The organism is Streptomyces sp. JHA26 (genome assembly GCF_002005565.1).
In the GTDB taxonomy this organism is placed as follows: Bacteria; Actinomycetota; Actinomycetes; order Streptomycetales; family Streptomycetaceae; genus Streptomyces.
The window spans coordinates 13,004-37,834 of record NZ_BDJC01000029.1 but is presented as its reverse complement, the minus strand read 5'-3'; the positions used below and the strand labels follow the sequence as shown (position 1 = coordinate 37,834).

The window sequence follows — 24,831 nt, the reverse complement described above, 5'->3', positions numbered from 1 at the left end:
AGCGTCCGTACGGTGCGAGACATGGGAACGAAGACAGTGGACGAGACCGACGGCAGGGCCGACCAGGACAAGGCGGACGAGGTGGCGAAGACCGAGGCCGCCGAGAACACGGCCGCGGACGGTGACGCCACCGCGGACGGTGACGCCACCGCGACCGGCGATCCCGAGGCGGACGCGTCCGGGACCGGCGCCGAGGCCGGTGCCGTCGAGAAGGACGGCCCCACCGGCGTCGGCCAGGGCGCCGGCGCCGTCGTCTCCGCGGGGCTGGGCATCGTCTCGCTGACCGGCAGCTGGGTCGGCACCGTGGCCTCCGCCCGCGAGTCGCTGGTCGGCCAGCTGGAGACCTCGTCGTCCTCCGACGTCGCCACGCTGATCGAGAAGGGCTACGGCAACGCCTGGCACGCCACCGCACTGTGGGGCGGCCTGTTCGCCCTGGTCGCGCTGGTCGTCGGCGTCGTCGTACTGGCCCGGCCCGCCTTCGGCGCCCCCGGCAGGCCGCAGGCGCCGTGGATCAAGTCGGTCGCCTGGGCGGGTGTCGCGCTCGGCGTCGTCGGACTGCTCCTGGCCGTCCTCAAGTACACGGACGTCCTGCTGGGGCTGCCGTCCGCCGGCTGACCCGGCCCTCTGAGGGGCCTTAGGACGTCAGCGCGCCCCCGGCGCGCGTCCTAAGGCCCCTCACCCGTGTCCGAGGCCCCCCGCGGGCACCGAAGATGCGGCACTTACCCGATGTGGCCCACCCCCCTGGGAGACGAAGGTGGAGGCATCGCAACGAGCGATTCCGAACCCGCCTTCCAGCAAGGGACACACCATGTACGAGTACGAGATCCGGCAGCTCCGCACCGCCGACCTGATCCGCGAGGCCGACGAGGCGAGGCTGGTCCGCGAGGCCGTCCGCGCCCGTCGCGCCGCCCGCCGGGACGCCCACCACGACGCCGCCCCGGCGGAGAGCCATACGTTCCGGTCGCGCCGGCACCGCTCCGCCCGGATCGCGTGAACGGGGGGACCGGGGAGGGAGGCCGCGCGGCCTCCCTCCCCGCCGTCGTTCCGGGCGCCGTCCTCCTGCCGAAAACCGGTCCCCTGCCCTCGGGCCCGCGTGCGATGCTCGGGCACGTGGAGACCAGGTCCGTCAGTCCCGTGTTCGTAGGCCGCACAGGCGAGCTGGACACGTTGCACGACTCGCTCGTCCGCGCCGGCGGCAAGGACGCCGACCCGGCGTCCCGCACCGGGGGAGAGCCGCAGGCACTGCTGCTCGGCGGCGAGGCGGGCGTCGGCAAGACCCGCCTCGTCGAGGAGTTCGCCACCGCCGCACGCCGGCAGGGCGCCGTCGTCGCACTCGGCGGCTGCGTCGAGATCGGCGCCGACGGGCTGCCCTTCGCCCCCTTCTCCACCGCGCTGCGCGCCCTGCGCCGCGAACTGCCCGCGGAGCTGGCCGCCGCTGCCGCGGGACAGGAGGAGGAGCTGGCCCGGCTGCTGCCCGAGCTGGCCGAGAGCGCCCCGGGCGCCGGCGGCGGCCGGCACGACGAGGAGAGCATGGCCCGCCTCTTCGAGCTCACCGCCCGCCTGCTGGAGCGGGTCGCCGCCCGGCACACCGTCGTCCTCGTCCTGGAGGACCTGCACTGGGCCGACGCCTCCACGCGCCACCTGATCGCCTACCTCTTCCGCACCCTGCGCACCGGCCGCCTCGTCGTCCTGGCCACCTACCGCTCCGACGACATCCACCGCCGCCACCCGCTGCGCCCGCTGCTCGCCGAACTCGACCGCCTGCGCACCGTCCGCCGCATCGAACTCGGCCGCTTCACCCGCGAGGAGGTCGGCCGCCAGATCGCCGGCATCCTCGCCCACGAGCCCGATCCGCTCCAGGTGGACGAGATCTTCGAACGCTCCGACGGCAACGCCTTCTTCGTCGAGGAACTCGCCGTCGCCGCCCACGAGGGCTGCCGCACCGGCCTCACCGACTCCCTGCGCGACCTGCTCCTGGTCCGCGTCGAAGCGCTCCCCGAGAGCACGCAGCGCGTCGCCCGGATCGTCGCCGAGGGCGGCTCCACCGTCGAGCACCGGCTGCTCGCCGCGGTGTCCGGGCTCGCCGAGGACGACCTCATCGAGGCGCTGCGGGCCGCCGTGAACGCCAACCTCCTGCTCCCCGCGCCCGACGGCGACGGCTACCGCTTCCGCCACTCCCTGGTCCGCGAGGCCGTCGCCGACGACCTGCTCCCGGGCGAACGCTCCCGCCTCAACCGCCGCTACGCCGAGGCCCTCGACGCCGACCCGACGCTGGTGCCCGCCGCCGAGCGCGTGATGCGCCTGGCCAGCCACTGGTACCGCGCCCACGACCCGGCCAGGGCCCTGCCCGCCGTCCTGGACGCCTCCGTCGAGGCCCGCCGGCGCAACGCCTACTCGGAGCAGCTGCGGCTGCTCGAGCGGGCCATGGAGCTGTGGGACTCCGTCCCCGACGACGTACGCGCCACCCTGCGGCCCGTCGACTCCACCGAGGCCTACCCGCCCTGCGGATGCCACCCGGAGACCGGACCCCTGCACTATCTGGACCTGATGGCCGAGGCCGCCGTCGCCGGGCGGCTGTGCGGGGAGCGCGAGCGCGCGCTCAAGATCACCAAGCGGGCGCTGCGCCTCCTGGAGGAGCAGGGGACCGGCCCCGACGCCCGGCCCGGCGGGCGCGACCCGCAGCGCGCCGCCTGGTTCTGGGCCCAGCGCTCCCGGCTGGTCCAGGCCCAGGGCCGCGGCGACGGCCGGCGAGAGCTCGCCATCGCCCAGGAACTCGTCCGCGGCCTGCCCCCGTCCACGGTGCACGCCGAGGTGCTGGCCATGGCCGCCACCTGGTCGATGCTGCACGATCCCGGCCCCGACGCCGTGACCGCCGCCGAGCGGGCCGTGGAGTACGCGCGCATGGTGGGCGCCTCCGACATCGAGCTCAACGCCCGGCTCACCCTCGGCGGGCTGATGGTCGAGGCGGGCCACGTCGACGCGGGACTCGCCGAGATGTACCGGGTCAGGGAGCGGGTGATGGCGCAGGGGCTGCCCAGCGTGATCGCCCGCAGCCATGTCAACCTGCCCTCCGTCCTGGAGAGCATCGGCCGCTCCGAGGAGGCGGTCGCCCTCCTGCGCGAAGGCATCGACCTCACCCGGCGGACCGGCCGGCTGGAGTCCGAGGCGTGGGTGTGGGGCAATCTCGCCGAGTCCCTCATCTCCCTGGGCCGGTGGGACGAGGCGATCGAGGCCGCGATCGCGGCCGGGGCACCCGCCCGGGGGGCCGCACCGCGCGGCGGAGCCTGTCTCAAGCGCGCCGCCGTCGCCCTCGCCCGCGGCGAGACGGCCGAGGCCGCCCGGCTGCTCGACGAGGCCCGCGCCGCCTACGGCACCGACGACCCCGCCCCCCAGTACCGGCTGCCGCTGGCCACCCTCGCCATCGGCGTCGCCGCCGCCCGGGGCCGTGTCCCCGACGCCCGGGCGGAGCTCGGCCGCGCCCTGGCCGCCGGCTTCCCGCCCGGCACCCAGCGCTACGGCTGGCCCCTGCTGCTGGCCGCCGCCGAGGCCGAGGCCGACGCCCTCGGCCTGCCGGCGGCCGAGGAGGGCCGCGTCGAGGTGCTCGAAAGCCTCGCCGGGGCCGCCAGGTCGCTCACCACGGCCGCCCCGGTCTGGCTCGCCCACGAGTGGTGGGTCCGCGCCGAACTGGACCGCGCCCGGGGCCGGGACACCGTGCGGACCTGGTCGGAGGCGGTCACCGCCTTCGAGTGCCTGGAGCGGCCCTACGACCTCGCCCGCGTCCGGTACCGGCTGGCCGGCGCCCTGCTGGCCGCGGGCGGCGACGACGAACGGGCCCGCGCCACGGAACTGCTCCGCCTCGCCCGCACCGTCGCCCGGCACCTCGGCGCCCGCCCGCTCGACGACGCCGTCACCCGGCTCGCCCAGCGCGCCGGGCTCGTCCTCGGCCGCGCCGCCGAACCCGACGGCGCGCCCGCCGACCCGGCCGCCGCACTCGGCCTCACCGGCCGGGAACGCGACGTCCTGCGCCTGGTCGCCGACGGCCGCACCAACCGCCAGATAGCCGAGGAGCTCTTCATCTCGCCCAAGACCGCCAGCGTCCACGTCTCCAACATCCTGGCCAAGCTCGGTGTCTCCGGCCGCGGCGAGGCCGCGGCGCTGGCGCACCGGCTGGCGCTGTTCCCGACCGGGACGCTCAGCACCCGTTCGGCCGAGTGAGGCCTACGCTGGAGGCACGCCGATCGAGGGAGGACGCGTGTTCGACGCTTTCGAGGACCTGTTCGCCCCGGGTCGCAAGCACACCCGGGACGAGCGGAACCGGCTCGAACTGACCCGTGAGGACGTCGGCGACGGCGACCCGGCCGACGGCCCGATAGACCTCTCGTCGGGCAAGGTCGTCGTCCACCGGCCGGTCTCCGGCAAGCCGGAGGACGACGAGGATGCGGATCCCGAGGAGGCGTGAGCGGCGCCGCCTACGTCACCTTCAGCTCCAGGATCCGGTCGTCCGCGTCCTTCACGTCGCCCCGGCCGTCCGTGTCGCTCGTGACGAGCCACAGCCTGTCACCGCCCGCCGCGACCACCGTGCGCAGGCGGCCGTACTCGCCCGTGAGGAACGCCTGCGGACCGGCCGCCGCCCGGGTGCCCCGCAGCGGGACGCGCCACAGCCGCTCGCCGCGCAGCCCCGCCATCCAGACACTGCCCTCGGCGAAGGCGACGCCGCTGGGGGAGGCCTCGTCGGTGCTCCACTGGGCGACCGGGTCCAGGAAGGCGGAGCCGCCGGACCTGCCCTCCGCCTCCGGCCAGCCGTAGTTGCCCCCGGGCTCGATCGCGTTCAGCTCGTCCCAGGTGTCCTGCCCGAACTCCGAGGCGAACAGCCGCTGCCTGCCGTCCCAGGCCAGGCCCTGCACGTTGCGGTGGCCGTACGAGTACACCGGTGAGTCGGGGAACGGGTTGCCGGGCGCCGGCTCCCCCTCCGGCGTCATGCGCAGGATCTTGCCGCCGAGGGACTCCTTGTCCTGCGACAGGCCCCGCTCGCCGCTCTCGCCCGTGCCCGCGTACAGCATCCCGTCCGGCCCGAAGGCGATCCGGCCGCCGTTGTGGATGACGCCCTTGGGGATGCCCTTGAACACCGTGTCCGGGGCGCCCAGCTGCTCTCCCGGCGGCTTCTCGGCGTCGTAGAGCATGCGCACGATGCGGTTGTCCGAGGCCGAGGTGAAGTACGCGTAGACCATGTGGTCCGACGCGTAGTCGGGGGAGAGGGCGATGCCCAGGAGGCCGCCCTCCCCGGCCGGGGACACCCCGGGCACCTCGCCGAGCTCCGTCGTCCGGCCGGTCCTCTCGTCGACCCGGGTGATCGTGGCCCCGTCGCGCGAGGAGACCAGCAGGCCGCCGTCCGGCAGCGGGGCCAGACCCCACGGGCTCCGCAACCCCGTGGCGACGGTGCGGACCACCTTCACGGAACCCTTCGCGGGTGGTGTCTCCTCGGCGGCCGGGCCGGAGGACGGCCCCGCCGTCGTACGACTCGGGGAGGCCCTCCCGCCCGCGGCCGACGGTTCACCGTCGTCGGAGGAGCAGCCGGCCGACAGCAGGAGGGCGGCGGCCAGCACGGCCGTCACGGGTCGACGTCGCACGATCGGGGTCCCTTCGAAGCGGCGGGTTCTTCCTGTCATACACCGTCGGGCCCCTCCAGGCGCCCGGTCGCCGGATCCCGGACCCGGACCCGCCTCAGTCCCACGAGCCCTGCGCCGCCGGCAGGTCCCGGATCTCCGCCAGGTCCGGTCCGGTCAGCCGCAGTGCGGCCGCCCCCGCGTTCTGCGTCACCCAGCGCTCCTGCTTGGTGCCCGGCACCGGCACCACGTGCCGCCCCTGCGCCAGCACCCAGGCCAGCGCCACCTGCGCCGGCGTGACGTCGTCGCCGTGCCGGGCCGCGATCCGGCGCAGGCCGGCCACGATCGGCTGGTTGGCGGCCATCATCTCGGCGGTGAAGCGGGGGTGCCGGGCGCGCAGGTCCTCCGGTTCGAAGCCCTGCCCGGGGGTCAGCGTGCCGGTCAGGAAGCCGTTGCCGAGCGGCATCGCGGCGAGGAAGCCGACACCCCTGCTCTCGCACCACGGCAGCAGGGTCCGCAGCGCCTCCGGCGACCATACCGACAGCTCGGCCTGCACGGCGCTCACCGGGAAGACCTGCTGCACCCGCTCCAGCTGGCGCACCGTCGCGTCGTGCAGCCGCGCCCCCGGCCGCCGGGCCGACCGGGCACCGACCGCGCAGAGCCCGAGCGCCCGCACCTTCCCGGCCCGCACCAGCTCCGCCATCGCGCCCCAGGTCTCCTCGACGGGCACCTCCGGATCGGCGCGGTGCAGCTGGTAGAGGTCGATGACGTCCGTCTGCAGCCGGCGCAGGGAGGCGTCGCAGGCGCGCCGCACGTAGCCGGGACGGCCGTTGGCCACGATGTGCTGGTCACCGACGAGCAGTCCGACCTTCGTCGACACGAAGGCGTCCGAGCGCCGCTCCTTCAACACCCGTCCCAGCAGCAGCTCGTTGGTGAACGGCCCGTACATGTCCGCCGTGTCCAGCAGGGAGACGCCCAGATCGAGGGCCCGGTGCACCGCCCTGACCGACTCGTCGCCGCGCTGCCGCGACGCGCTGTACGCCCAGTTCATCGGCATGCACCCCAGTCCGACGGCCCCCACCGCGAGTGCCGTCGCGCCGATCGTCCTGCGCTCCACCTGGTCGTGACCCTCCCTCGTCAGGCCACCCAACCTAACCTCTGCCGTCCCACGGCCCTGACATAGCCTCCTGACATGACTGCTGACGTGTGGCTGCCCATCCCGCCGGGCGAGATCGAGGGACTCCCCGAGGGCCCCGCCTACCGTTACTGGAACGGCGAGGAGGACTTCCCCGCGGACCCGGCCGACTGCGCGTTCTACGTCGTCCCCTACATGAAGCCCGGCGGGATCGAGATACGCCCGCTGCCGCGGATGCGGTCCGTCCAGGTCGTCCAGACGCTCTCCGCCGGCATCGACCACGTGGAGCCGGGACTCGGCGACCTGCCCGCGGGCGTACGGCTGTGCAACGCGCGCGGAGTGCACGAGGCCAGCACCGCCGAGCTGACCCTGACCCTGGTTCTGGCGTCGCTGCGCGGTGTCCCCGACTTCGTGCGCGCGCAGGACCGCGGCGAGTGGCTCGGTGGCTTCCGGCCGGCGCTCGCCGACCGGAACGTGCTCATCGTCGGGTACGGATCGATCGGCGCCGCGATCGAGGACCGGCTCGTGCCGTTCGAGGTCGCGCGGGTGGTGCGCGTCGCGCGCTCCGCCCGCACCACGGCGCGCGGTCCGGTGCACCCGCTCACCGAACTGCCCGCCCTCCTCCCGGAGGCGGACGTCGTCATCCTCTCCACCCCGCTCACGGAGGCGACCCGCGGTCTCGTGAACGCGGACTTCCTGGCCCGGATGAAGGACGGGGCCCTGCTCGTCAACGTGGCACGCGGTCCCGTCGTCGACACCAAGGCCCTGCTCGCCGAACTGGAGAGCGGACGCCTCACCGCCGCCCTCGACGTCACCGACCCCGAACCGCTGCCGCCGGGTCACCCCCTGTGGCAGGCTCCGGGAGTGCTCGTCAGCCCGCACGCCGGCGGACCGACGTCCGCCTTCCTGCCGCGCGCCGAGCGGCTGCTGGTGGACCAGCTGACCCGGTTCGTGAACCGGGAGCCGCTGCGCAACGTGATCCTGACGACGGGCGGGTAATCCGTTTCGGGTACCCTCCGCAACCCTCCGGGCGCGGTGGGTGCCCGCATATTCCCTGGTCGTCACGGAGAGTAGAGAAGCTATGTCCCAGAGTGACGAGACTGGTGTATCGTCCGACAGGGGACGCGCCGCGCACCGGTCGGCGCCGGGGACGGACGAGTCAGACTGTGAGGGGGGCGACGGGCGATGCACGGCCTATGGACGAACGACCCGACGCGGCGGAGCCGCCGCCGGCGACCCTGGCGCACGGCCACACACGGATGGGGCCGGCACGGCCACCACGATCATCACCAGCGCCGCCGGAGCGGCCGCAGGAGGCAGGCGCACCAGACGCCCTCGGCGCACGCGGGCCCGTGGGGCACGGCGGGGGCGCGGACCGGGAGGCCCCGGTGAGTCCGCCCACGCCCGTGTCCACCCTGGACGGAGCGCCGCGGACGCCGCCCGCCTCCGGACCGCTGCCGCCCGCGCCGGCGTCGGCCACCGGCAGGCCGGCCCTCGTCCGCCAACTCGCCCTGGCCGTGGTCTGCGCGGGGTACGCCATCGGTTCCGCGCTCGGCTGGGGTTCCGAGTACCTCGCCACGATCATGGGCGACTTCGGGCTGAGCGCCGCCGCCGGCGCCGCCGCCGTCTCCTGCTTCCTCTACGCCCGCGGCCACCGGGTCCGCTACCGGCCCGCCTGGCTCCTGTTCGCCCTCTCCTCGGCGATGGCGGCCCTGGGCAACCTGGTCTGGGGGTGGTACGAGGTCGTCCTGCGGCAGTCGGTGCCCAGCCCCAGCTATGCCGACCTGTTCTTCCTGTGCTTCGCGCCGCCCGCCATCGTGGGACTGCTGGTGCTGGCCAAACGCCCGGTGACCAAGGCGGGCTGGATCTGTCTGGGCCTGGACGCCTGGCTGATCGGCGGTTCGCTGCTGACCCTGGCCTGGAGCCTGGCCCTCGCCCAGGCGGCCAAGGCCGAGGGCGGCTCCAGCGTGGCGCACGCCGCGCTCTCGGTGGCGTATCCGCTGCTCGACATCGCCCTGATCAGCATGGTGCTCGCGCTGCACTTCAGGCGCTCGCCCATGGGGCGGTCCACGGTCAACACCGCCATCGGCGCGCTCGCCCTGACGGTGATGTGCGACGCCCTGTTCACCTCGCCGCTGATGCACAACAGCTACCGCTCCGGCCAGTTGCTCGACGCCGGCTGGTTCGCGGGTTCGCTGCTGCTCGCGTACGCCCCCTGGACCGCGTCGTGGCGGGGGCGACCGCAGGACGAGGACGGGTCCGGCGGACACACGCGCGTGGTCCACGAGCACGTGCCGGGCCGGCGCACCGCGGACCGCCGTCCGGCGCCGGTCCCCCCGCCCGCGTCCGCGCCGGGCGACGAGCCGAGCCGCTACCCGGCCGCCCGGCCGATCGCCGGCTCCCTGGCCGCGCTCACGCCCTACCTCGCCGCCGCGGTCTGCACCCTGGGCATCCTCTACAACGTCCTCAACGGCCGCAGCGTCGACCGCGTGGTGCTCCTGACCTGCGGCACTGTGGTGCTCGCGCTCGTCGTACGCCAGGGCATCATGCTGCTGGACAACATCACCCTCACCCAGGAACTGGCCCAGAAGGAGAACCACTTCCGCTCCCTGGTGCAGGGCTCCAGCGACGTCATCATGATCGCCGCGCCCAACGGCATCCTCCGCTACGTCTCCCCGGCCGCCGCCGGGGTCTACGGCCGCCCGGCGGAGGAACTCGTCGGCAGCGAACTGGCGGGCCTCATCCACCCGGAGGACCTCGGCTGCGTGGTGCACGAGGTGCGCCGCTTCCTCGCCGCGGACCCGGTCGAGGAACCCACCACGCGCATCGAGTGCCGCTTCCGGTCCGGGGACGGCGGCTGGCTCAACGTCGAGTCGACCGTCAACCGGCACCACGGGGGCCTCATCTTCAACAGCCGGGACGTGACCGAGAGAGTGCGCCTGCAGGCGCAGCTCCAGCACAACGCCGAGCACGACCCGCTCACCGACCTGCCCAACCGCGCCCTGTTCACCCGGCGCGTCCAGCAGGCCCTGTCCGGCCGCCGCGCCAGTGACCGGGGCGCCGCCCTGCGCGGGACGGCGGTGCTCTTCATCGACCTCGACGGCTTCAAGGCGGTCAACGACACCATCGGGCACCAGGCCGGGGACGAACTCCTCGTCCAGGCCGCCCGCAGACTCCAGGAGGCCGTCCGCAAGGGGGACACCGCCTCCCGGCTGGGCGGCGACGAGTTCGCGGCCCTGATCACCGGGGACGGCACCCGTGACCGGGCCGCCCGCGAGAGGCACATCCTGGAGCTCGCCGACCGCCTCAGGACCACCCTCTCGCAGCCCTACCTCATCGACGGCAACGACGTCCGCGTCAACGCCTCCATCGGCGTCGCGTTCGCCGAACCGGGGCTCGGCGCGGGCGAACTGCTGCGCAACGCCGACCTCGCCATGTACCGCGCCAAGGCGGGCGGCAAGGGACGCGTCGAGCTGTACCGGCCGCAGATGCAGCAGGACGTCGTGCGCAAGGCCGAGCTGGCAGGCCGGCTGCGGGCCGCGCTGCACGACGGCGAGTTCGCGCTGCTCCACCAGCCGGTGGTGTCCCTGACGGACGGCCGGATCACGTCCGTGTGCGCCCAGGCGCGCTGGCGCTCGTCCCAGGGCGTGCTGTTCACCCCCGCCGAGTTCCTGCGGGTGGCCGAGGACGGGGACAGGACCGCCGAGTTGGACCGCTGGGTGCTCCAGGAGGCCGTCGAGCAGGCCGCGGAGCGGGCGGCGGCCGGCCTGTCGGTGCCGGTGGCCGTGCGGATCGGCGCCCGGCGGCTGCTCGACCGCTCCATGCCGCTGGGCACCGTGGAGGCCCTGCTGACCCGGCACGGGCTGCCGCCGGGCTCCCTGGTGATCGAGCTGTCCGACACCGACCCCCGGGTCGGCCTGGACGAACTGGAGCGCAGACTGAACGCCCTGCGGCGGGTCGGCGTCCGGATCACGCTCGACGGCTTCGGCAGCGGCCACGCGGCGATCACCGCCCTCAGGCGGCTCCCCGTCGACGTCCTCAAGCTCGACCGGAGCCTGGTCGAGGGCGTGGTGGAGTCCGCGCGGCTGCACAAGATCACCAGTGGGCTGCTGCGCATCGCGACCGACCTCGGCCTCACGTCCGTGGCCGACGGCGTGGACCTGCCCGAGCAGATCGTCGCCCTGCGCGCGATGGGCTGCACGCACGGGCAGGGCATGGCCTTCTCCGGACCGCTGGACGAGCACCGGCTGCGCAGGGCGCTCGGGATCGGCCACTATCCGGTGCCGCACGGACCGGCCGAACCGGCGTTCGCGGGCGGCGGCGCCGGGGTGTACGCCGGCACCGTCGGCGCGGGCGTCGGCAACGCTTCCGCCGGTCAGGTCGCCGGCGGCGTCGGTCCCGGCCTGCCGGCCGTCCTGGGAGGTGGCACGGCCCTCCGCTCACATGGTGAGACGCCCGTCCCACCCACTTGACAGTGAGTGCGTGCCGGAGGGAAGGTCAGTGCCATGCGCACCCGAATTCTCGTACTTGGACAGCGCGTCGGCTGAAGCTGGTGACGTCCGGACCGACCCGGACCCCAGCGACCTCCACCCGGCGCGCTCCCCTCGCTTGCCTTATGGCACGAGGGGTTTTTTGTTGCACAGGCACCCGCCGAGCAACAGCCGCAGACCGCCCGAACCTCGCAAAAACCCTCAGCATCGAGAAGAGAATGCCGATGACCGAGCAGGCCACCGGGGCCCATCACCCGCAGCCGCGGCCCCGATCCGGAGGACAGTCCGCCCCCGAGCACGTCACGGGCGCGAAGTCCCTCATCCGCTCGCTTGAGGAGGTCGGGGTCGACACCGTATTCGGCATTCCCGGGGGCACGATCCTCCCCGCGTACGACCCGATGATGGACTCCGGCCGGGTGCGCCACGTGCTCGTCCGCCACGAGCAGGGCGCGGGCCACGCGGCCACCGGTTACGCCCAGGCGACCGGCAAGGTCGGCGTCTGCATGGCGACCTCGGGCCCCGGCGCCACCAACCTGGTGACGCCCATCGCCGACGCGAACATGGACTCGGTGCCGCTGGTCGCGATCACCGGCCAGGTCGTCACCAAGGCGATCGGCACGGACGCCTTCCAGGAGGCGGACATCGTCGGCATCACGATGCCGATCACCAAGCACAGCTTCCTGGTCACCAAGGCCGAGGACATCCCGAAGACGATCGCGGAGGCGTTCCACATCGCCTCGACCGGCCGCCCCGGCCCGGTCCTCGTCGACATCCCGAAGGACGTGCTGCAGGCGCAGACGACCTTCTCCTGGCCGCCGGCCACGGACCTGCCCGGCTACCGCCCGGTCACCAAGCCGCACGCCAAGCAGATCCGCGAGGCCGCCAAGCTGATCACCGCCGCGAAGCGCCCGGTGCTCTACGTCGGCGGCGGCGTCCTCAAGGCCCGCGCCACCGCCGAGCTGAAGGTCCTCGCCGAACTGACCGGAGCACCCGTCACCACCACCCTGATGGCGCTCGGCGCGTTCCCCGACAGCCACCCGCTGCACGTGGGGATGCCGGGCATGCACGGTGCGGTCACCGCCGTCACCGCGCTGCAGAAGGCCGACCTGATCGTCGCCCTCGGAGCCCGCTTCGACGACCGCGTCACCGGCAAGCTGGACAGCTTCGCCCCGCACGCCAAGATCGTCCACGCCGACATCGACCCGGCGGAGATCGGCAAGAACCGCGAGGCCGACGTGCCGATCGTCGGTGACGCCCGCGAGGTCATCGCCGACCTCGTCCAGGCCGTCCAGAAGGAGCACGCCGAGGGCAACCGGGGCGACTACACCGCCTGGTGGAAGGACCTCAACCGCTGGCGCGAGACCTACCCCCTGGGCTACGACCAGCCCGAGGACGGTTCGCTCTCCCCGCAGGCGGTCATCGAGCGCATCGGGCAGCTCGCGCCCGAGGGCACGATCTTCGCGGCCGGCGTCGGCCAGCACCAGATGTGGGCCGCGCACTTCGTCCAGTACGAGCAGCCCGCCACCTGGCTGAACTCCGGCGGCGCCGGGACCATGGGCTACGCCGTCCCGGCCGCCATGGGCGCCAAGGCCGGCATGCCCGACCGGACCGTGTGGGCGATCGACGGCGACGGCTGCTTCCAGATGACCAATCAGGAGCTCACCACCTGCGCCCTGAACAACATCCCGATCAAGGTCGCCGTCATCAACAACGGCGCCCTCGGGATGGTCCGCCAGTGGCAGACCCTGTTCTACAACCAGCGGTACTCCAACACGGTGCTGCACTCCGGTCCCGAGGACGTCAACCCGGACGCCCGCGGCACCCGCGTCCCCGACTTCGTGAAGCTGTCGGAGGCCATGGGCTGCTACGCCATCCGCTGCGAGGACCCCGCCGACCTCGACAAGGTCATCGAGGAGGCCAACTCCGTCAACGACCGCCCCGTCGTCGTCGACTTCATCGTCCACGAGGACGCGATGGTCTGGCCGATGGTCGCCGCCGGCACCTCCAACGACGAGATCATGGCCGCCCGGGACGTCCGCCCCGACTTCGGCGACGGCGAAGACGACTGAGAGCCGTCAGGACCCAGCAGAGGAAGCAGATCATGTCCAAGCACACGCTCTCCGTCCTGGTGGAGAACACGCCCGGCATCCTCGCCCGGATCGCCGCCCTGTTCTCCCGCCGCGGCTTCAACATCGACTCGCTCGCCGTCGGCGTCACCGAGCACCCCGACATCTCCCGCATCACCATCGTGGTGAGCGTCGAGGAGTTCCCGCTGGAGCAGGTCACCAAGCAGCTCAACAAGCTGGTCAACGTGCTCAAGATCGTCGAGCTGGAGCCCACCCAGGCCGTGCAGCGCGAACTCGTTCTGGTGAAGGTGCGCTCCGACAACGAGACGCGCTCCCAGATCGTCGAGATCGTCCAGCTCTTCCGCGCCAAGACGGTCGACGTCTCCCCGGAGGCCGTCACCATCGAGGCCACCGGCAGCAGCGACAAGCTGTCCGCCATGCTCAAGATGCTGGAACCGTACGGCATCAAGGAACTCGTCCAGTCCGGCACGATCGCCATCGGCCGCGGCGCCCGTTCGATCACGGACCGCTCGCTGCGCGCACTCGACCGGTCCGCATGACGACGGAGGCGGGCGGCCGCGAACCCCCCCCGGCCGCCCGCATTCCGAGATTCCGAAACTTCCCTTCCCCCCACCGGCATACGGTGGGACGCAACACCTGCACACAAGGAGAGAATCCAGTGGCCGAGCTGTTCTACGACGCCGACGCCGACCTGTCCATCATCCAGGGCCGCAAGGTCGCGGTCATCGGCTACGGCAGCCAGGGCCACGCCCACGCCCTGTCGCTGCGCGACTCCGGTGTCGACGTGCGCGTCGGTCTGCACGAGGGCTCCAAGTCCAAGGCCAAGGCCGAGGAGCAGGGCCTGCGCGTGGTGAGCCCGTCCGAGGCCGCCGCCGAGGCGGACGTCATCATGATCCTGGTCCCGGACCCGATCCAGGCCGAGGTCTACGAGAAGGACATCAAGGACAACCTGAAGGACGGCGACGCCCTGTTCTTCGGCCACGGCCTGAACATCCGCTACGGCTTCATCAAGCCCCCGGCCGGCGTGGACGTCTGCATGGTCGCCCCGAAGGGCCCGGGCCACCTGGTGCGCCGTCAGTACGAGGAGGGCCGCGGCGTCCCCTGCATCGCCGCCGTCGAGCAGGACGCCTCCGGCAACGCCTTCGCGCTGGCCCTGTCGTACGCGAAGGGCATCGGCGGCACCCGCGCCGGCGTCATCAAGACGACCTTCACCGAGGAGACCGAGACCGACCTGTTCGGTGAGCAGGCCGTCCTGTGCGGTGGCACCGCCGCCCTGGTCAAGGCGGGCTTCGAGACCCTGACCGAGGCCGGCTACCAGCCGGAGATCGCCTACTTCGAGTGCCTGCACGAGCTGAAGCTGATCGTGGACCTCATGTACGAGGGCGGCCTGGAGAAGATGCGCTGGTCGATCTCCGAGACCGCCGAGTGGGGCGACTACGTCACCGGCCCGCGCATCATCACCGACGCCACCAAGGCCGAGATGAAGAAGGTCCTCGCCGAGATCCAGGACGGCACGTTCGCCAAGAACTGGATGGACGAGTACCACGGCGGCCTGAAGAAGTACAACGAGTACAAGAAGCAGGACTCCGAGCACCTGCTGGAGACCACCGGCAAGGAGCTGCGCAAGCTCATGAGCTGGGTCGACGAGGAGGCGTAGGCCTCACGGCCGAAGGGGCCGGAGCACATCGCTCCGGCCCCTTCGGCGAACCCGGGGTAACGTCGTAGGTGACGGCGTTGTCCATCCCGTCCAGCCACGGACGGGTGATCCTTCCGCGGAGGCGCAGGACGATCCCCGCCACGCCACTAGACTGCTGCACAACATACGCGTCAGGCTCACAGCGTCGTGCGTCTTCCACGCGGCCTAGCGACCCCGGAGAAGTGCAGGCACGTCCCCACGCCGCCCGGCACGCACTCCCGCCGCACCGGGCAAAGGCCCTGGTAGCCCTCCGCTACGAGGACCCCCGTCCGGCACGCCGAGAGCACGCACCGAACGACGCGGGAACACACCCGCCCTTTCCCGGTGTCACTCCCCTCCACCGCCTGCGGCCGTCGGGACGGCCGTCCGCATTGGACTTGTGAGGACTCACGTGAGCTCGAAACCCGTCGTACTCATCGCCGAAGAGCTGTCGCCCGCGACCGTGGACGCGCTCGGCCCCGACTTCGAGATCCGCCACTGCAACGGCGCGGACCGGGCCGAACTGCTCCCCGCCATCACCGACGTGGACGCGATCCTGGTCCGCTCCGCCACCAAGGTCGACGCCGAGGCCGTCGCCGCCGCCAAGAAGCTCAAGGTCGTCGCCCGCGCCGGCGTCGGCCTGGACAACGTCGACGTCTCCGCCGCCACCAAGGCCGGCGTGATGGTCGTGAACGCGCCGACCTCCAACATCGTCACCGCCGCCGAGCTGGCCTGCGGCCTGCTCATCGCCACCGCACGCAACATCCCGCAGGCCAACGCCGCCCTGAAGAACGGCGAGTGGAAGCGCAGCAAGTACACCGGCGTCGAGCTGGCCGAGAAGACCCTCGGCGTCGTCGGCCTCGGCCGCATCGGCGCGCTGGTCGCGCAGCGCATGTCGGCCTTCGGCATGAAGGTCGTCGCCTACGACCCCTACGTGCAGCCCGCGCGGGCCGCGCAGATGGGCGTCAAGGTCCTGTCGCTGGACGAGCTGCTCGAGGTCTCCGACTTCATCACCGTCCACCTGCCCAAGACCCCCGAGACCCTCGGCCTGATCGGCGACGAGGCGCTGCGCAAGGTCAAGCCGAGCGTCCGCATCGTCAACGCCGCCCGCGGTGGCATCGTCGACGAGGAGGCGCTGTACTCGGCGCTGAAGGAGGGCCGCGTCGCCGGCGCCGGCCTCGACGTGTACGCCAAGGAGCCGTGCACCGACTCGCCGCTGTTCGAGTTCGACCAGGTCGTGTGCACCCCGCACCTGGGCGCCTCCACCGACGAGGCCCAGGAGAAGGCCGGCATCGCCGTCGCCAAGTCGGTCCGCCTCGCCCTCGCCGGCGAGCTGGTCCCCGACGCGGTCAACGTCCAGGGCGGCGTCATCGCCGAGGACGTCAAGCCGGGCCTGCCGCTCGCCGAGCGCCTCGGCCGGATCTTCACCGCGCTCGCCGGCGAGGTCGCCGTCCGCCTCGACGTCGAGGTCTACGGCGAGATCACCCAGCACGACGTGAAGGTGCTGGAGCTCTCCGCCCTCAAGGGCGTCTTCGAGGACGTCGTCGACGAGACCGTGTCCTACGTCAACGCCCCGCTCTTCGCCCAGGAGCGCGGCGTCGAGGTCCGCCTGACCACCAGCTCCGAGTCGGCCGACCACCGCAACGTCGTCACCGTGCGCGGCACCCTCGCCGACGGCCAGGAGGTCTCGGTCTCCGGCACGCTGGCCGGCCCGAAGCACGTGCAGAAGATCGTGGCCATCGGCGAGTACGACGTCGACCTCGCCCTCGCCGACCACATGGTGGTGCTGCGCTACGAGGACCGTCCGGGTGTCGTCGGCACCGTCGGCCGCGTCATCGGCGAGGCGGGCCTGAACATCGCCGGCATGCAGGTCGCCCGCGCGACCGTCGGCGGCGAGGCCCTCGCGGTGCTGACCGTCGACGACACGGTGCCCTCCGGGGTGCTGGCCGAGGTCGCCTCGGAGATCGGCGCGGCGTCCGCGCGGTCGGTGAACCTGGTCTGAGGTCACCCTCGAACGCCGGACGGGTCGAGCGAGTCGGCCCGTCCGGCGTTCTCCGTCTCCGCCTCCGTGCGGACCCGGATCCCGCGCAGTGCCCGCGCCGCGGGGACGGCCGCCACCAGCAGCAGCACCGCGCCCGCGACGGCCGCGCCCCGCATCCCGTCGGTGAACGCCTCCCGCGCCGCCGTCGCCAGCGCCTCTCCCGCGCTCCCGGAAAGGTCGCGCGCCACGGCCAGCGCGCCGCCCAGGGTCTCCCGGGCCGCGTCCGGCGCCGCCGCCGGCATCTCGCGGTGGTACACGGCCGTGCCGACCGAGCCGAGGACGGCCAGGCTCAGGGCGCCGCCGAACTCGGTGCCGGTCTCCATCAGGGAGGACGCCGCGCCCGCCTTCTCGACCGGTGCGGAGCCGAGCGCCAGGTCGGCGAGCTGCGACATCACCGCGACGATGCCGCTCGCCATGACCGCGCACGCACCCAGCAGCAGCCACAGGGAGTCGGTGCCGCACAGGGCCAGCAGACCGTACCCGGCCGCCGCGACCACGAATCCGCCCGCGACGACGTGCGCCCGCTCCACGCCCCGCTGGACCAGCCGCATGGCGAGCGGCGCGGCGAGACCGATCGGCACCGACGGCAGCAGGGCCCACAGCGCGGCCTCCAGCGCGCTCTTGTCCAGCACCGACTGGAGGTACTGGGTGGTGTAGTAGGAGGAGCCCATCATCCCGAAGGCCGACACCAGGTTGAGGACGACGGCCGGGGTGAAGCCGCGGGCGCGGAACAGCTCCGGTGAGATCAGCGGGGACGCGGCGGTGCGCTGGCGGTGCACGAACAGGGCCGCGAAGAGCAGGCCGACGGTCACCGACATCACGTACTCCACGTGCCAGCCCTCGGTCGGGATCTCCTTCAGGCCGTAGATCACGGGCAGGACCGCGGCCATCGACAGCGGCACGCTCAGCAGGTCGAAGCGGCCGGCGCGGGGGTGGCGCGACTCCGGCAGCAGCACCGGGCCGAGGACCAGGAGCAGCGCCATCGCGGGCAGGTTGACCAGGAAGACCGAGCCCCACCAGAAGTACTCGACCAGCACGCCGCTCATCACCGAGCCGAGCGCGATGCCCGCGGTCATCACCCCGGACCACAGCCCGACCGCCTTCGCCCGCTGCGAGGGGTCGGAGAACATCGTGCGGATCAGCGCCATCGTCGACGGCATCAGGGTCGCGCCGCCGATGCCGAGGACCGCGCGGGCGGCGATGAGGGTCTCGGCGCTGTGCGCGTAGGCGGCCGCGAGGGAGGCGGCGCCGAAGGCCGCCGCGCCGATCAGCAGCAGCCTGCGCCGCCCGATGCGGTCGCCCAGCGACCCCATCGTCATCAGCAGGCCGGCCAGGACGAAGCCGTAGATGTCGAAGATCCACAGTTGCTGCGTGCCGCTCGGTTCCAGATCGGCGCTGATCGAGGGGATCGCGAAGTACAGGACCGAGACGTCCATCGAGACCAGGAGGAGCGGGAGCATCAGGACGGTCAGCGCCGTCCACTCACGGCGCCCGGCACGGGGCGGGTTCGTTGTCATGGCGGCGACTGTACGCACGTCTTATACGCATGTCTAGTACGCTTGTTTAGGACGCGTGTATGGAAGGGCGGTAGGGTGACGTCATGGGACACCGTGAGGATCTGCTCGAGGGCGCCAAGCGCTGCCTGCTCGAGAAGGGGTTCGCGCGCACGACCGCGCGGGACATCGTCAAGGAGTCGGGGACCAACCTGGCGTCCATCGGCTACCACTACGGCTCGAAGGACGTCCTGCTCGCGCAGGCGTACATCGAGCTGGTCGAGGGGATGGGGGGCGCCTTCGAAGGGGAGGGCTCCGCCCTGGACGACACCGAACCGGGCTCGGTCGAGCGGTTCCGGCAGGTGTGGTCCAACATCATCGGCACCATGCGGGAGCCCGGCTCCATCTGGCGCCTCAGCATGGAGGTACTGGTCATGGGCGACCGGATGCCCGAGCTGCGCGACCACCTCGGCCGCGCCCAGCGTGAGGCCGGACGCGGCCTCGTCCCCCTGCTCATGGGCGGCAGGGAGGAGGACGTGACGGACGGGACGACGGACACCCTGGGCGCGTTCTACGTCACCCTGATGACCGGTCTCATCGCGCAGTGGACCTTCGACCCGAAGACCGCGCCCGACGCCGACGCCCTGGCCGAAGGGCTCCGGCAGGTGATCGGGGCGGCCACGGGCGGGGCCGCTACAGGCGATGTGCCTTGAGCGCCATGTGCAGCAGCAGCCGGTCCTCGCCGTCGTCCAGGTCCAGTCCCGTGAGCTGTTCGATCCGGGAGAGCCGGTAGTACAGCGTCTGCCGGTGGACGCCCAGCTCGGCGGCGGCGCGGCCGGCCTGGCCGGCGCGGTCCAGGTACACCTCGGCGGTACGGGCCAGTTCGTGGTGGGCGGGGGAGAGCAGCGCCCGCACGGCGGGGTCGTGCGCGGCCCGCGGGGGCAGCGCGGCCAGCAGGCGGAACGGGCCGATGGACGCCCACTCGGCGACCGGACCGAACCGGGTCTCGGCGAGCGCCGCGCGGGCCGCCGCCGACGCCTCCCACCAGGCGTCCGCCAGCTCGCCCAGCCCGGTGCGCGGCGCGGAGACGCCCGCGGCGAACCCGGCCGCCGCACCGGCCCCCGCCGTCCCGCGCGCCCGCTCCAGCAACCGCCCCGCCGCCGACGTCGCCGGGGTCGGCACCTCCGACGACCGCAGGCGGACCAGCACCGCCAGCGACAGGGCCGTCCCGACCCCGGGTGCGGCCGCCCCGCCCCACGGCAGCGTGCACAGCGCCACCGCCCCCGGCACCGTGCGCACCGAGGGCGCGTCGTCGGGGCCGGCGGACGGCCAGGGGGCCACGCACACCACCGTGTGCAGGGTGTCCGCGCGGGAACCGAGGGCGGCGCGCAGTTCGGTCACGGCCATGTCCCGCTGCCAGTCGCGCTCGGCGGCCAGCACGGCCCGCAACTCCCGGCTGAGGTCGGCACCGTGCTGCGCCTCGTCCACGAGCAGCGCGCCGATCCGGGCCGTCACCTCCATGGCCGCCGCGAGCTGCCGCTCCGTCGGACCCGGATCGGTGTCCAGGAGCCAGACGTACCCGAGGACGACACCCCGGTGCCGGACCGGCAGGCAGATCCGCCCCCGGTACACCCCCGCCTCCGGGGTCGGCGGGATGCGGACCGGGCCGGTCGCCCGGGTGATGCCGAAGCCCTCGAACCACGCCCGGACGGCCGCCGTCGACCGGCGGGTGAGGATCGAGCGGGTGCGCACCGGGTCCAGCGCGGAGGGGTCCAGCTCCCCCTCGCTGTCGTACGCGCCGAAGGCGATCAGCTCGAAGTCGCGGTTCTCCAGGGTCGCCGGCGCGCCCAGCAGCTCGGAGACCTCGTCGACCAGCTCCTGGTAGTCGCCCCGGGAACCCCCGGAACCTGCCGCACCTCTGGAACCCGACGTCGTCACCCGGGCATTCTGCCGCATATGCGCCGCCGCTTCATACATCTGTCTGAGAACCGTGGCACGGATGCGTGACAGCTGTCGATGGCCCACGATCGGGGGAGGTCCTTAGATTTCACGGTGGTTCTCCGTGCCGTTCCCGAAACGTCGGGTGCCGGCCCTGTATTGCTCGGTAAGTGGAGGTGCCCCGTGCTGGGTCCCGTGATTCTCGCAGCGTCGCGCAGCGACAGGATGCGACGTCTGGTCTCGGCCGCGCCGGTGACCAAGCCGGTCGTCGACCGGTTCATCCCCGGCGAGACGGTCGACGAGATCGTGCCGATCGTCCAGGACCTCACCGGCAAGGGCCTGGAGCTGACGATGGACGTCGTCGGCGAGGACATCACGAACCCCGCCCAGGCCGAGGCCGCCCGCGACGCCTACCTGGAGCTGATCGACCGGCTCGCGCCGCTGGGCCTCGGCACCCGCGCCGAGATGTCCGTGAAGCTGTCGATGTTCGGCCAGGCGCTGGACGGCGGCCACGAGCTGGCCCTGAAGAACGTCCGCCCGGTCGTCGAGGCCGCCGCCGCGATCGGCACCACGGTCACCCTGGACGCCGAGGACCACACCACCCTCGACTCGATGTTCGCCATCCACGAGGAGCTGCGGAAGGACTTCCCGCAGACCGGCTGCGTCATCCAGGCCTACCTCTTCCGCACCGAGGCCGACGCGCGCCGCCTCGCCGACAGCGGCAGTCGCGTACGGTTGGTGAAGGGCGCCTACAAGGAGCCCGCAGAGGTCGCCTACCAGCAGAAGCACGAGATCGACAAGGCGTACGTCCGGATCCTGCGCACGCTGATGGAGGGCGAGGGCTACCCGATGATCGGGTCCCACGACCCCCGCCTGATCTCCATCGCGCAGGAGCTGGCCCGCACCGCCGGCCGCAAGCTCGACGAGTACGAGTTCCAGATGCTGTACGGCATCCGGAGCGAGGAGCACCTGCGACTGGCCGCCGAGGGCCACCGCATGCGCGTCTACACCGCCTACGGCACCGACTGGTACGGCTACTTCATGCGCCGTCTCGCGGAGAAGCCGGCCAACCTCCGGTTCTTCGTCCGCTCGATGGTCACCAAGGGCTGAGCCCGCACCCGCTCGCACAACCCGCTCAAGTCAAGGAGTTACCGAACCCATGGACGCTGTGACCCAGGTCCCCGCCCCCGTCAACGAGCCGGTGCACGGCTACGCCCCCGGTTCGCCCGAGCGTGCCCGTCTGGAGGCCAAGCTCAAGGAGCTGGCCGACAACCCGATCGACCTGCCCTGCACCATCGGCGGCGTCAAGCGGATGGGCGGCGGCGAGCGCTTCGACGTCGTGCAGCCGCACAACCACAAGGCCCGCCTGGGCACGTACGCGAACGCCACGCAGCAGGACGCCCAGGACGCGATCGACGCCGCCCTGGCCGCCGCCCCGGCGTGGCGCGCGATGTCCTTCGACGACCGCGCGGCGATCCTCCTGCGCGCCGCCGAGCTGCTGTCCGGCCCGTGGCGCGAGACCATCGCCGCCTCCACCATGCTCGGCCAGTCCAAGACGGCCCAGCAGGCCGAGATCGACAGCCCCTGCGAGCTGGTCGACTTCTGGCGCTTCAACGTCCACTACGCGCGGAACATCCTGGCCGAGCAGCCCCCGGCCAACTCGCCGGGCGTGTGGAACCGCCTGGACCACCGCCCGCTGGAGGGCTTCGTCTACGCGATCACGCCCTTCAACTTCAGCGCGATCGCGGCCAACCTGCCCACCGCCCCGGCCCTGATGGGCAACGTGGTGGTCTGGAAGCCGTCCCCGACCCAGACCCACGCCGCCGTGCTGCTCATGGAGCTGCTGGAGGAGGCCGGTCTGCCCAAGGGCGTCATCAACCTGGTCACCGGCGACGGCCTGGAGGTCTCCGAGGTCGCCCTGAACCACCGCGACCTGGCCGGCATCCACTTCACCGGCTCGACCAAGACCTTCCAGCACCTGTGGAAGACGGTCGGCAACAACATCGAGAAGTACCGCACCTACCCGCGCCTGGTCGGCGAGACCGGCGGCAAGGACTTCCTGGTCGCCCACCCGTCGGCCGACCGCGCCGTGCTGAAGACCGCCCTGACCCGCGGTGCCTTCGAGTACCAGGGCCAGAAGTGCAGCGCCACCTCCCGCGCGTACATCCCGGCGTCCATCTGGAACGACGGGTTCAAGGAGGAGTTCGCCGCCGAGGTCGACTACCTCACCATGGGTGACGTCACCGACCTGTCGAACTTCCTCGGCGCCGTCATCGACGAGCGGTCCTTCGCCAAGAACAAGGCCGCCATCGACCGCGCCAAGGAGGACCCGGCCTGCACGATCGTCGCCGGCGGCTCCTACGACGACTCGGTCGGCTACTTCGTCCGCCCGACCGTCATCGAGTGCACCGACCCGGAGAACGAGGTGTTCCGCACCGAGTACTTCGGCCCGATCCTCGCCGTGCACGTCTACGAGGACGACAAGTACGACGAGATGCTGACCCAGATGGAGTCCGTCTCCGACTACGCCCTCACCGGCTCGGTCATCGCCAACGACCGCGCGGCGGCGGCGTACACGATGGAGAAGCTGCGCTACGCGGCCGGCAACTTCTACATCAACGACAAGTCGACCGGCGCCGTCGTCGGCCAGCAGCCCTTCGGCGGCGGCCGCGCCTCCGGCACCAACGACAAGGCCGGTGCCCCGCAGAACCTGATGCGCTGGACCCTGACCCGCGCCATCAAGGAGACGCTGGTCGCGCCGACCGACTACACCTACCCGCACATGGGCTGACGCCCCTGCGCAGGACGCCCGACGGGCCAGGTCACCCGACCTGGCCCGTCGGGCGTTTCGGCAGCTCACAGCGGTGTGAGCGAGGGCGCCGTCTCAGATAGTAGGAAGTCCGAGTAATCGTGCAGACAGATGCTCCGCGCTCCCTTAGCTTGGTAGGAGCCGAACGTCCCGCTCCATCGAGCGAACGGCGGTCGTGAGCCGGGCCCCGCGCAGGCAATCCCTGCGGCCCGCCGCTCCCCGCCCCTCCGGCGTCTCGTCACCCCCTTTCCCGCACTCCGCATCCGTGTCGAAGGAGTCGATCCCCCATGGCCGAGACGACCGTCCGCCGCCGAGTCCGCCACACCTCCCGTACCAGCGACTCCGACCGCAAGAACGCCGCCGCCGCCCTCCAGCGCGCCCTCGACCGCCGGGACAACGGCGGGTCCACCGGCCACTGAAGGCGGGCGGGGTCCGGAACGACACCTGCGATGTCCGCATGCCGGACGCCGCATGTCATCCCCTGGGACGAAGAGTAGGGTGCTGCGCATGTCGGCAAGCTCTCGCATCCTCAAGCTCGCAGTGATCCCCGGTGACGGCATCGGCCAGGAAGTCGTGGCCGAGGGTCTCAAGGTCCTCTCCGCCGTCCTCCCGCAGGATGTGAAGCTGGAGACCAAGGAGTTCGACTTCGGCGCCCGGCGCTACCACGCCACCGGTGAGACCCTCACCGACGCCGACCTCGAGGCCCTGAAGCAGCACGACGCGATCCTGCTCGGCGCGATCGGCGACCCGTCGGTGCCGTCCGGCGTGCTGGAGCGCGGCTTCCTGCTCAAGCTCCGCTTCGCCTTCGACCACCACGTGAACCTCCGTCCGTCGAAGCTCCTCCCCGGCGTGGCCACCCCGCTCGCCGGTCAGCCGGAGATCGACTTCGTCGTGGTCCGCGAGGGCACCGAGGGCCCGTACACCGGCAACGGCGGCACCATCCGCAAGGGCACCGAGCACGAGGTCGCCACCGAGGTCTCCGTCAACACGGCCTTCGGCGTCGAGCGCGTGGTCCGCGACGCCTTCGCCCGCGCCCAGGCCCGCCCCCGCAAGAAGCTCACGCTGGTCCACAAGAACAACGTGCTGACCTTCGCCGGCCACCTGTGGACGAACGTCTTCAACAAGGTGGCCGAGGAGTACCCCGAGGTCACCACCGACTACATCCACGTCGACGCCGCGACGATCTACCTCGTCACCGACCCGGCCCGCTTCGACGTCATCGTCACCGACAACCTCTTCGGCGACATCATCACCGACCTCGCCGCGGCCGTCTCCGGCGGCATCGGCGTCGCCGCGAGCGGGAACATCAACCCGTCCGGCGAGTTCCCCTCGATGTTCGAGCCGGTCCACGGTTCCGCGCCCGACATCGCCGGCCAGGGCAAGGCCGACCCGACCGCCACGGTCCTGTCCGTCGCCCTGCTGCTGCGCCACCTCGGTCACGACGCCGAGGCGGCACGGATCGAGGAAGCCGTCGCCGCCGATCTCGGCGAGCGCGTCGGCAAGCCCGCCCGCAGCACCTCCGAGATCGGCGACGCACTCGCCGCACGAGTAGCCGGCTGA

General features: G+C 72.5%; 19 protein-coding genes. 15 read left to right on the top strand and 4 right to left on the bottom strand.

Annotated elements, in window-relative coordinates; all coding sequences use genetic code 11:
- Nucleotides 1–21 precede the first annotated feature (21 nt).
- The 4 genes from JHAT_RS18990 (at nt 22) to JHAT_RS18975 (ending at nt 4,459) form a co-directional block, all read left to right on the top strand.
- The gene (locus JHAT_RS18990; RefSeq protein ID WP_077799403.1) at nt 22–615 is read left to right on the top strand and encodes a hypothetical protein; all 594 of its coding nucleotides are present in this window, start codon (nt 22–24) and stop codon (nt 613–615) included.
- 193 nt (nt 616–808) lie between these two features.
- Nucleotides 809–994, top strand: coding sequence for a hypothetical protein (locus tag JHAT_RS18985; protein ID WP_077799402.1), 186 nt, complete (start codon nt 809–811; stop codon nt 992–994).
- A 104-nt stretch (nt 995–1,098) separates the two neighbouring features.
- Entirely contained in the window at nt 1,099–4,215 is a 3,117-nt protein-coding gene (locus JHAT_RS18980) for an AAA family ATPase (protein ID WP_171990969.1), read from the top strand.
- 37 nt (nt 4,216–4,252) lie between these two features.
- Nucleotides 4,253–4,459, top strand: coding sequence for a DUF6191 domain-containing protein (locus JHAT_RS18975; protein WP_077799400.1), 207 nt, complete (start codon nt 4,253–4,255; stop codon nt 4,457–4,459).
- 10 nt (nt 4,460–4,469) lie between these two features.
- On the opposite strand, the gene JHAT_RS18970 is transcribed toward JHAT_RS18975, so the two are convergent.
- Both JHAT_RS18970 and JHAT_RS18965 read right to left on the bottom strand, forming a co-directional pair.
- Nucleotides 4,470–5,666: a sorbosone dehydrogenase family protein gene (locus tag JHAT_RS18970; protein ID WP_077799399.1), complete on the bottom strand. Its 1,197-nt coding sequence runs from the start codon at nt 5,664–5,666 to the stop codon at nt 4,470–4,472.
- Nucleotides 5,667–5,721: 55 nt separating this feature from the next.
- Nucleotides 5,722–6,720 carry an aldo/keto reductase gene (locus tag JHAT_RS18965; RefSeq protein ID WP_077799398.1) on the bottom strand — a complete coding sequence of 333 codons (999 nt, stop codon included), beginning with the start codon at nt 6,718–6,720 and terminating at the stop codon, nt 5,722–5,724.
- A gap of 75 nt (nt 6,721–6,795) precedes the next feature.
- Here JHAT_RS18965 and JHAT_RS18960 point away from each other — a divergent pair, with 75 nt between their 5' ends.
- From JHAT_RS18960 to serA, 6 genes are all read left to right on the top strand, one after another.
- The gene (locus JHAT_RS18960; protein WP_077799397.1) at nt 6,796–7,737 is read left to right on the top strand and encodes a 2-hydroxyacid dehydrogenase; all 942 of its coding nucleotides are present in this window, start codon (nt 6,796–6,798) and stop codon (nt 7,735–7,737) included.
- Between the two features lie 389 nt (nt 7,738–8,126).
- Nucleotides 8,127–11,210, top strand: a complete 3,084-nt coding sequence (locus JHAT_RS18955) for a bifunctional diguanylate cyclase/phosphodiesterase (RefSeq protein ID WP_171990968.1) — start codon at nt 8,127–8,129, stop codon at nt 11,208–11,210.
- Nucleotides 11,211–11,452: 242 nt separating this feature from the next.
- The gene (locus tag JHAT_RS18950; protein ID WP_107481958.1) at nt 11,453–13,297 is read left to right on the top strand and encodes an acetolactate synthase large subunit; all 1,845 of its coding nucleotides are present in this window, start codon (nt 11,453–11,455) and stop codon (nt 13,295–13,297) included.
- A gap of 32 nt (nt 13,298–13,329) precedes the next feature.
- Entirely contained in the window at nt 13,330–13,854 is a 525-nt protein-coding gene (ilvN, locus tag JHAT_RS18945; RefSeq protein ID WP_055421816.1) for an acetolactate synthase small subunit, read from the top strand.
- Nucleotides 13,855–13,973: 119 nt separating this feature from the next.
- Nucleotides 13,974–14,972 carry a ketol-acid reductoisomerase gene (gene ilvC, locus JHAT_RS18940; protein ID WP_019329769.1) on the top strand — a complete coding sequence of 333 codons (999 nt, stop codon included), beginning with the start codon at nt 13,974–13,976 and terminating at the stop codon, nt 14,970–14,972.
- Nucleotides 14,973–15,402: 430 nt separating this feature from the next.
- Nucleotides 15,403–16,992 carry a phosphoglycerate dehydrogenase gene (gene serA / locus JHAT_RS18935; RefSeq protein ID WP_077799394.1) on the top strand — a complete coding sequence of 530 codons (1,590 nt, stop codon included), beginning with the start codon at nt 15,403–15,405 and terminating at the stop codon, nt 16,990–16,992.
- Nucleotides 16,993–16,994: 2 nt separating this feature from the next.
- Here serA and JHAT_RS18930 read toward each other — a convergent pair whose 3' ends face one another.
- The gene (locus JHAT_RS18930) at nt 16,995–18,548 is read right to left on the bottom strand and encodes an MFS transporter (RefSeq protein WP_171990967.1); all 1,554 of its coding nucleotides are present in this window, start codon (nt 18,546–18,548) and stop codon (nt 16,995–16,997) included.
- A gap of 83 nt (nt 18,549–18,631) precedes the next feature.
- Between JHAT_RS18930 and JHAT_RS18925 the strand changes: the two genes are divergently transcribed.
- Nucleotides 18,632–19,237 carry a TetR/AcrR family transcriptional regulator gene (locus JHAT_RS18925; RefSeq protein WP_077799392.1) on the top strand — a complete coding sequence of 202 codons (606 nt, stop codon included), beginning with the start codon at nt 18,632–18,634 and terminating at the stop codon, nt 19,235–19,237.
- On the opposite strand, the gene JHAT_RS18920 is transcribed toward JHAT_RS18925, so the two are convergent.
- Nucleotides 19,218–20,480, bottom strand: a complete 1,263-nt coding sequence (locus JHAT_RS18920) for a CdaR family transcriptional regulator (RefSeq protein WP_077799391.1) — start codon at nt 20,478–20,480, stop codon at nt 19,218–19,220. The genes JHAT_RS18925 and JHAT_RS18920 overlap by 20 nt on opposite strands.
- 165 nt (nt 20,481–20,645) lie before the next feature.
- On the opposite strand from JHAT_RS18920, the gene JHAT_RS18915 reads away from it, so the two are divergent.
- The 4 genes from JHAT_RS18915 (at nt 20,646) to JHAT_RS18900 (ending at nt 24,831) form a co-directional block, all read left to right on the top strand.
- Nucleotides 20,646–21,572, top strand: coding sequence for a proline dehydrogenase family protein (locus tag JHAT_RS18915; RefSeq protein WP_077799390.1), 927 nt, complete (start codon nt 20,646–20,648; stop codon nt 21,570–21,572).
- A 49-nt stretch (nt 21,573–21,621) separates the two neighbouring features.
- Entirely contained in the window at nt 21,622–23,253 is a 1,632-nt protein-coding gene (gene pruA, locus JHAT_RS18910) for an L-glutamate gamma-semialdehyde dehydrogenase (RefSeq protein WP_077799389.1), read from the top strand.
- A gap of 305 nt (nt 23,254–23,558) precedes the next feature.
- Nucleotides 23,559–23,690, top strand: coding sequence for a hypothetical protein (locus JHAT_RS35745; protein WP_077799388.1), 132 nt, complete (start codon nt 23,559–23,561; stop codon nt 23,688–23,690).
- 88 nt (nt 23,691–23,778) lie between these two features.
- Nucleotides 23,779–24,831: a 3-isopropylmalate dehydrogenase gene (locus JHAT_RS18900; RefSeq protein ID WP_077799453.1), complete on the top strand. Its 1,053-nt coding sequence runs from the start codon at nt 23,779–23,781 to the stop codon at nt 24,829–24,831.

Excerpts from the sequence above, each read along its gene's own strand:
- JHAT_RS18970 (WP_077799399.1), bottom strand. The coding sequence starts at position 5,666 with ATGACAGGAAGAACCCGCCGCTTCGAAGGGACCCCGATCGTGCGACGT.
- JHAT_RS18980 (WP_171990969.1), top strand. The coding sequence starts at position 1,099 with ATGCTCGGGCACGTGGAGACCAGGTCCGTCAGTCCCGTGTTCGTAGGC.
- JHAT_RS18900 (WP_077799453.1), top strand. The coding sequence starts at position 23,779 with ATGTCGGCAAGCTCTCGCATCCTCAAGCTCGCAGTGATCCCCGGTGAC.
- JHAT_RS18950 (WP_107481958.1), top strand. The coding sequence starts at position 11,453 with ATGACCGAGCAGGCCACCGGGGCCCATCACCCGCAGCCGCGGCCCCGA.
- JHAT_RS18990 (WP_077799403.1), top strand. The coding sequence starts at position 22 with ATGGGAACGAAGACAGTGGACGAGACCGACGGCAGGGCCGACCAGGAC.
- JHAT_RS35745 (WP_077799388.1), top strand. The coding sequence starts at position 23,559 with ATGGCCGAGACGACCGTCCGCCGCCGAGTCCGCCACACCTCCCGTACC.
- JHAT_RS18985 (WP_077799402.1), top strand. The coding sequence starts at position 809 with ATGTACGAGTACGAGATCCGGCAGCTCCGCACCGCCGACCTGATCCGC.
- JHAT_RS18960 (WP_077799397.1), top strand. The coding sequence starts at position 6,796 with ATGACTGCTGACGTGTGGCTGCCCATCCCGCCGGGCGAGATCGAGGGA.
- JHAT_RS18925 (WP_077799392.1), top strand. The coding sequence starts at position 18,632 with ATGGGACACCGTGAGGATCTGCTCGAGGGCGCCAAGCGCTGCCTGCTC.
- JHAT_RS18930 (WP_171990967.1), bottom strand. The coding sequence starts at position 18,548 with ATGACAACGAACCCGCCCCGTGCCGGGCGCCGTGAGTGGACGGCGCTG.
- pruA (WP_077799389.1), top strand. The coding sequence starts at position 21,622 with ATGGACGCTGTGACCCAGGTCCCCGCCCCCGTCAACGAGCCGGTGCAC.
- JHAT_RS18920 (WP_077799391.1), bottom strand. The coding sequence starts at position 20,480 with ATGCGGCAGAATGCCCGGGTGACGACGTCGGGTTCCAGAGGTGCGGCA.
- ilvN (WP_055421816.1), top strand. The coding sequence starts at position 13,330 with ATGTCCAAGCACACGCTCTCCGTCCTGGTGGAGAACACGCCCGGCATC.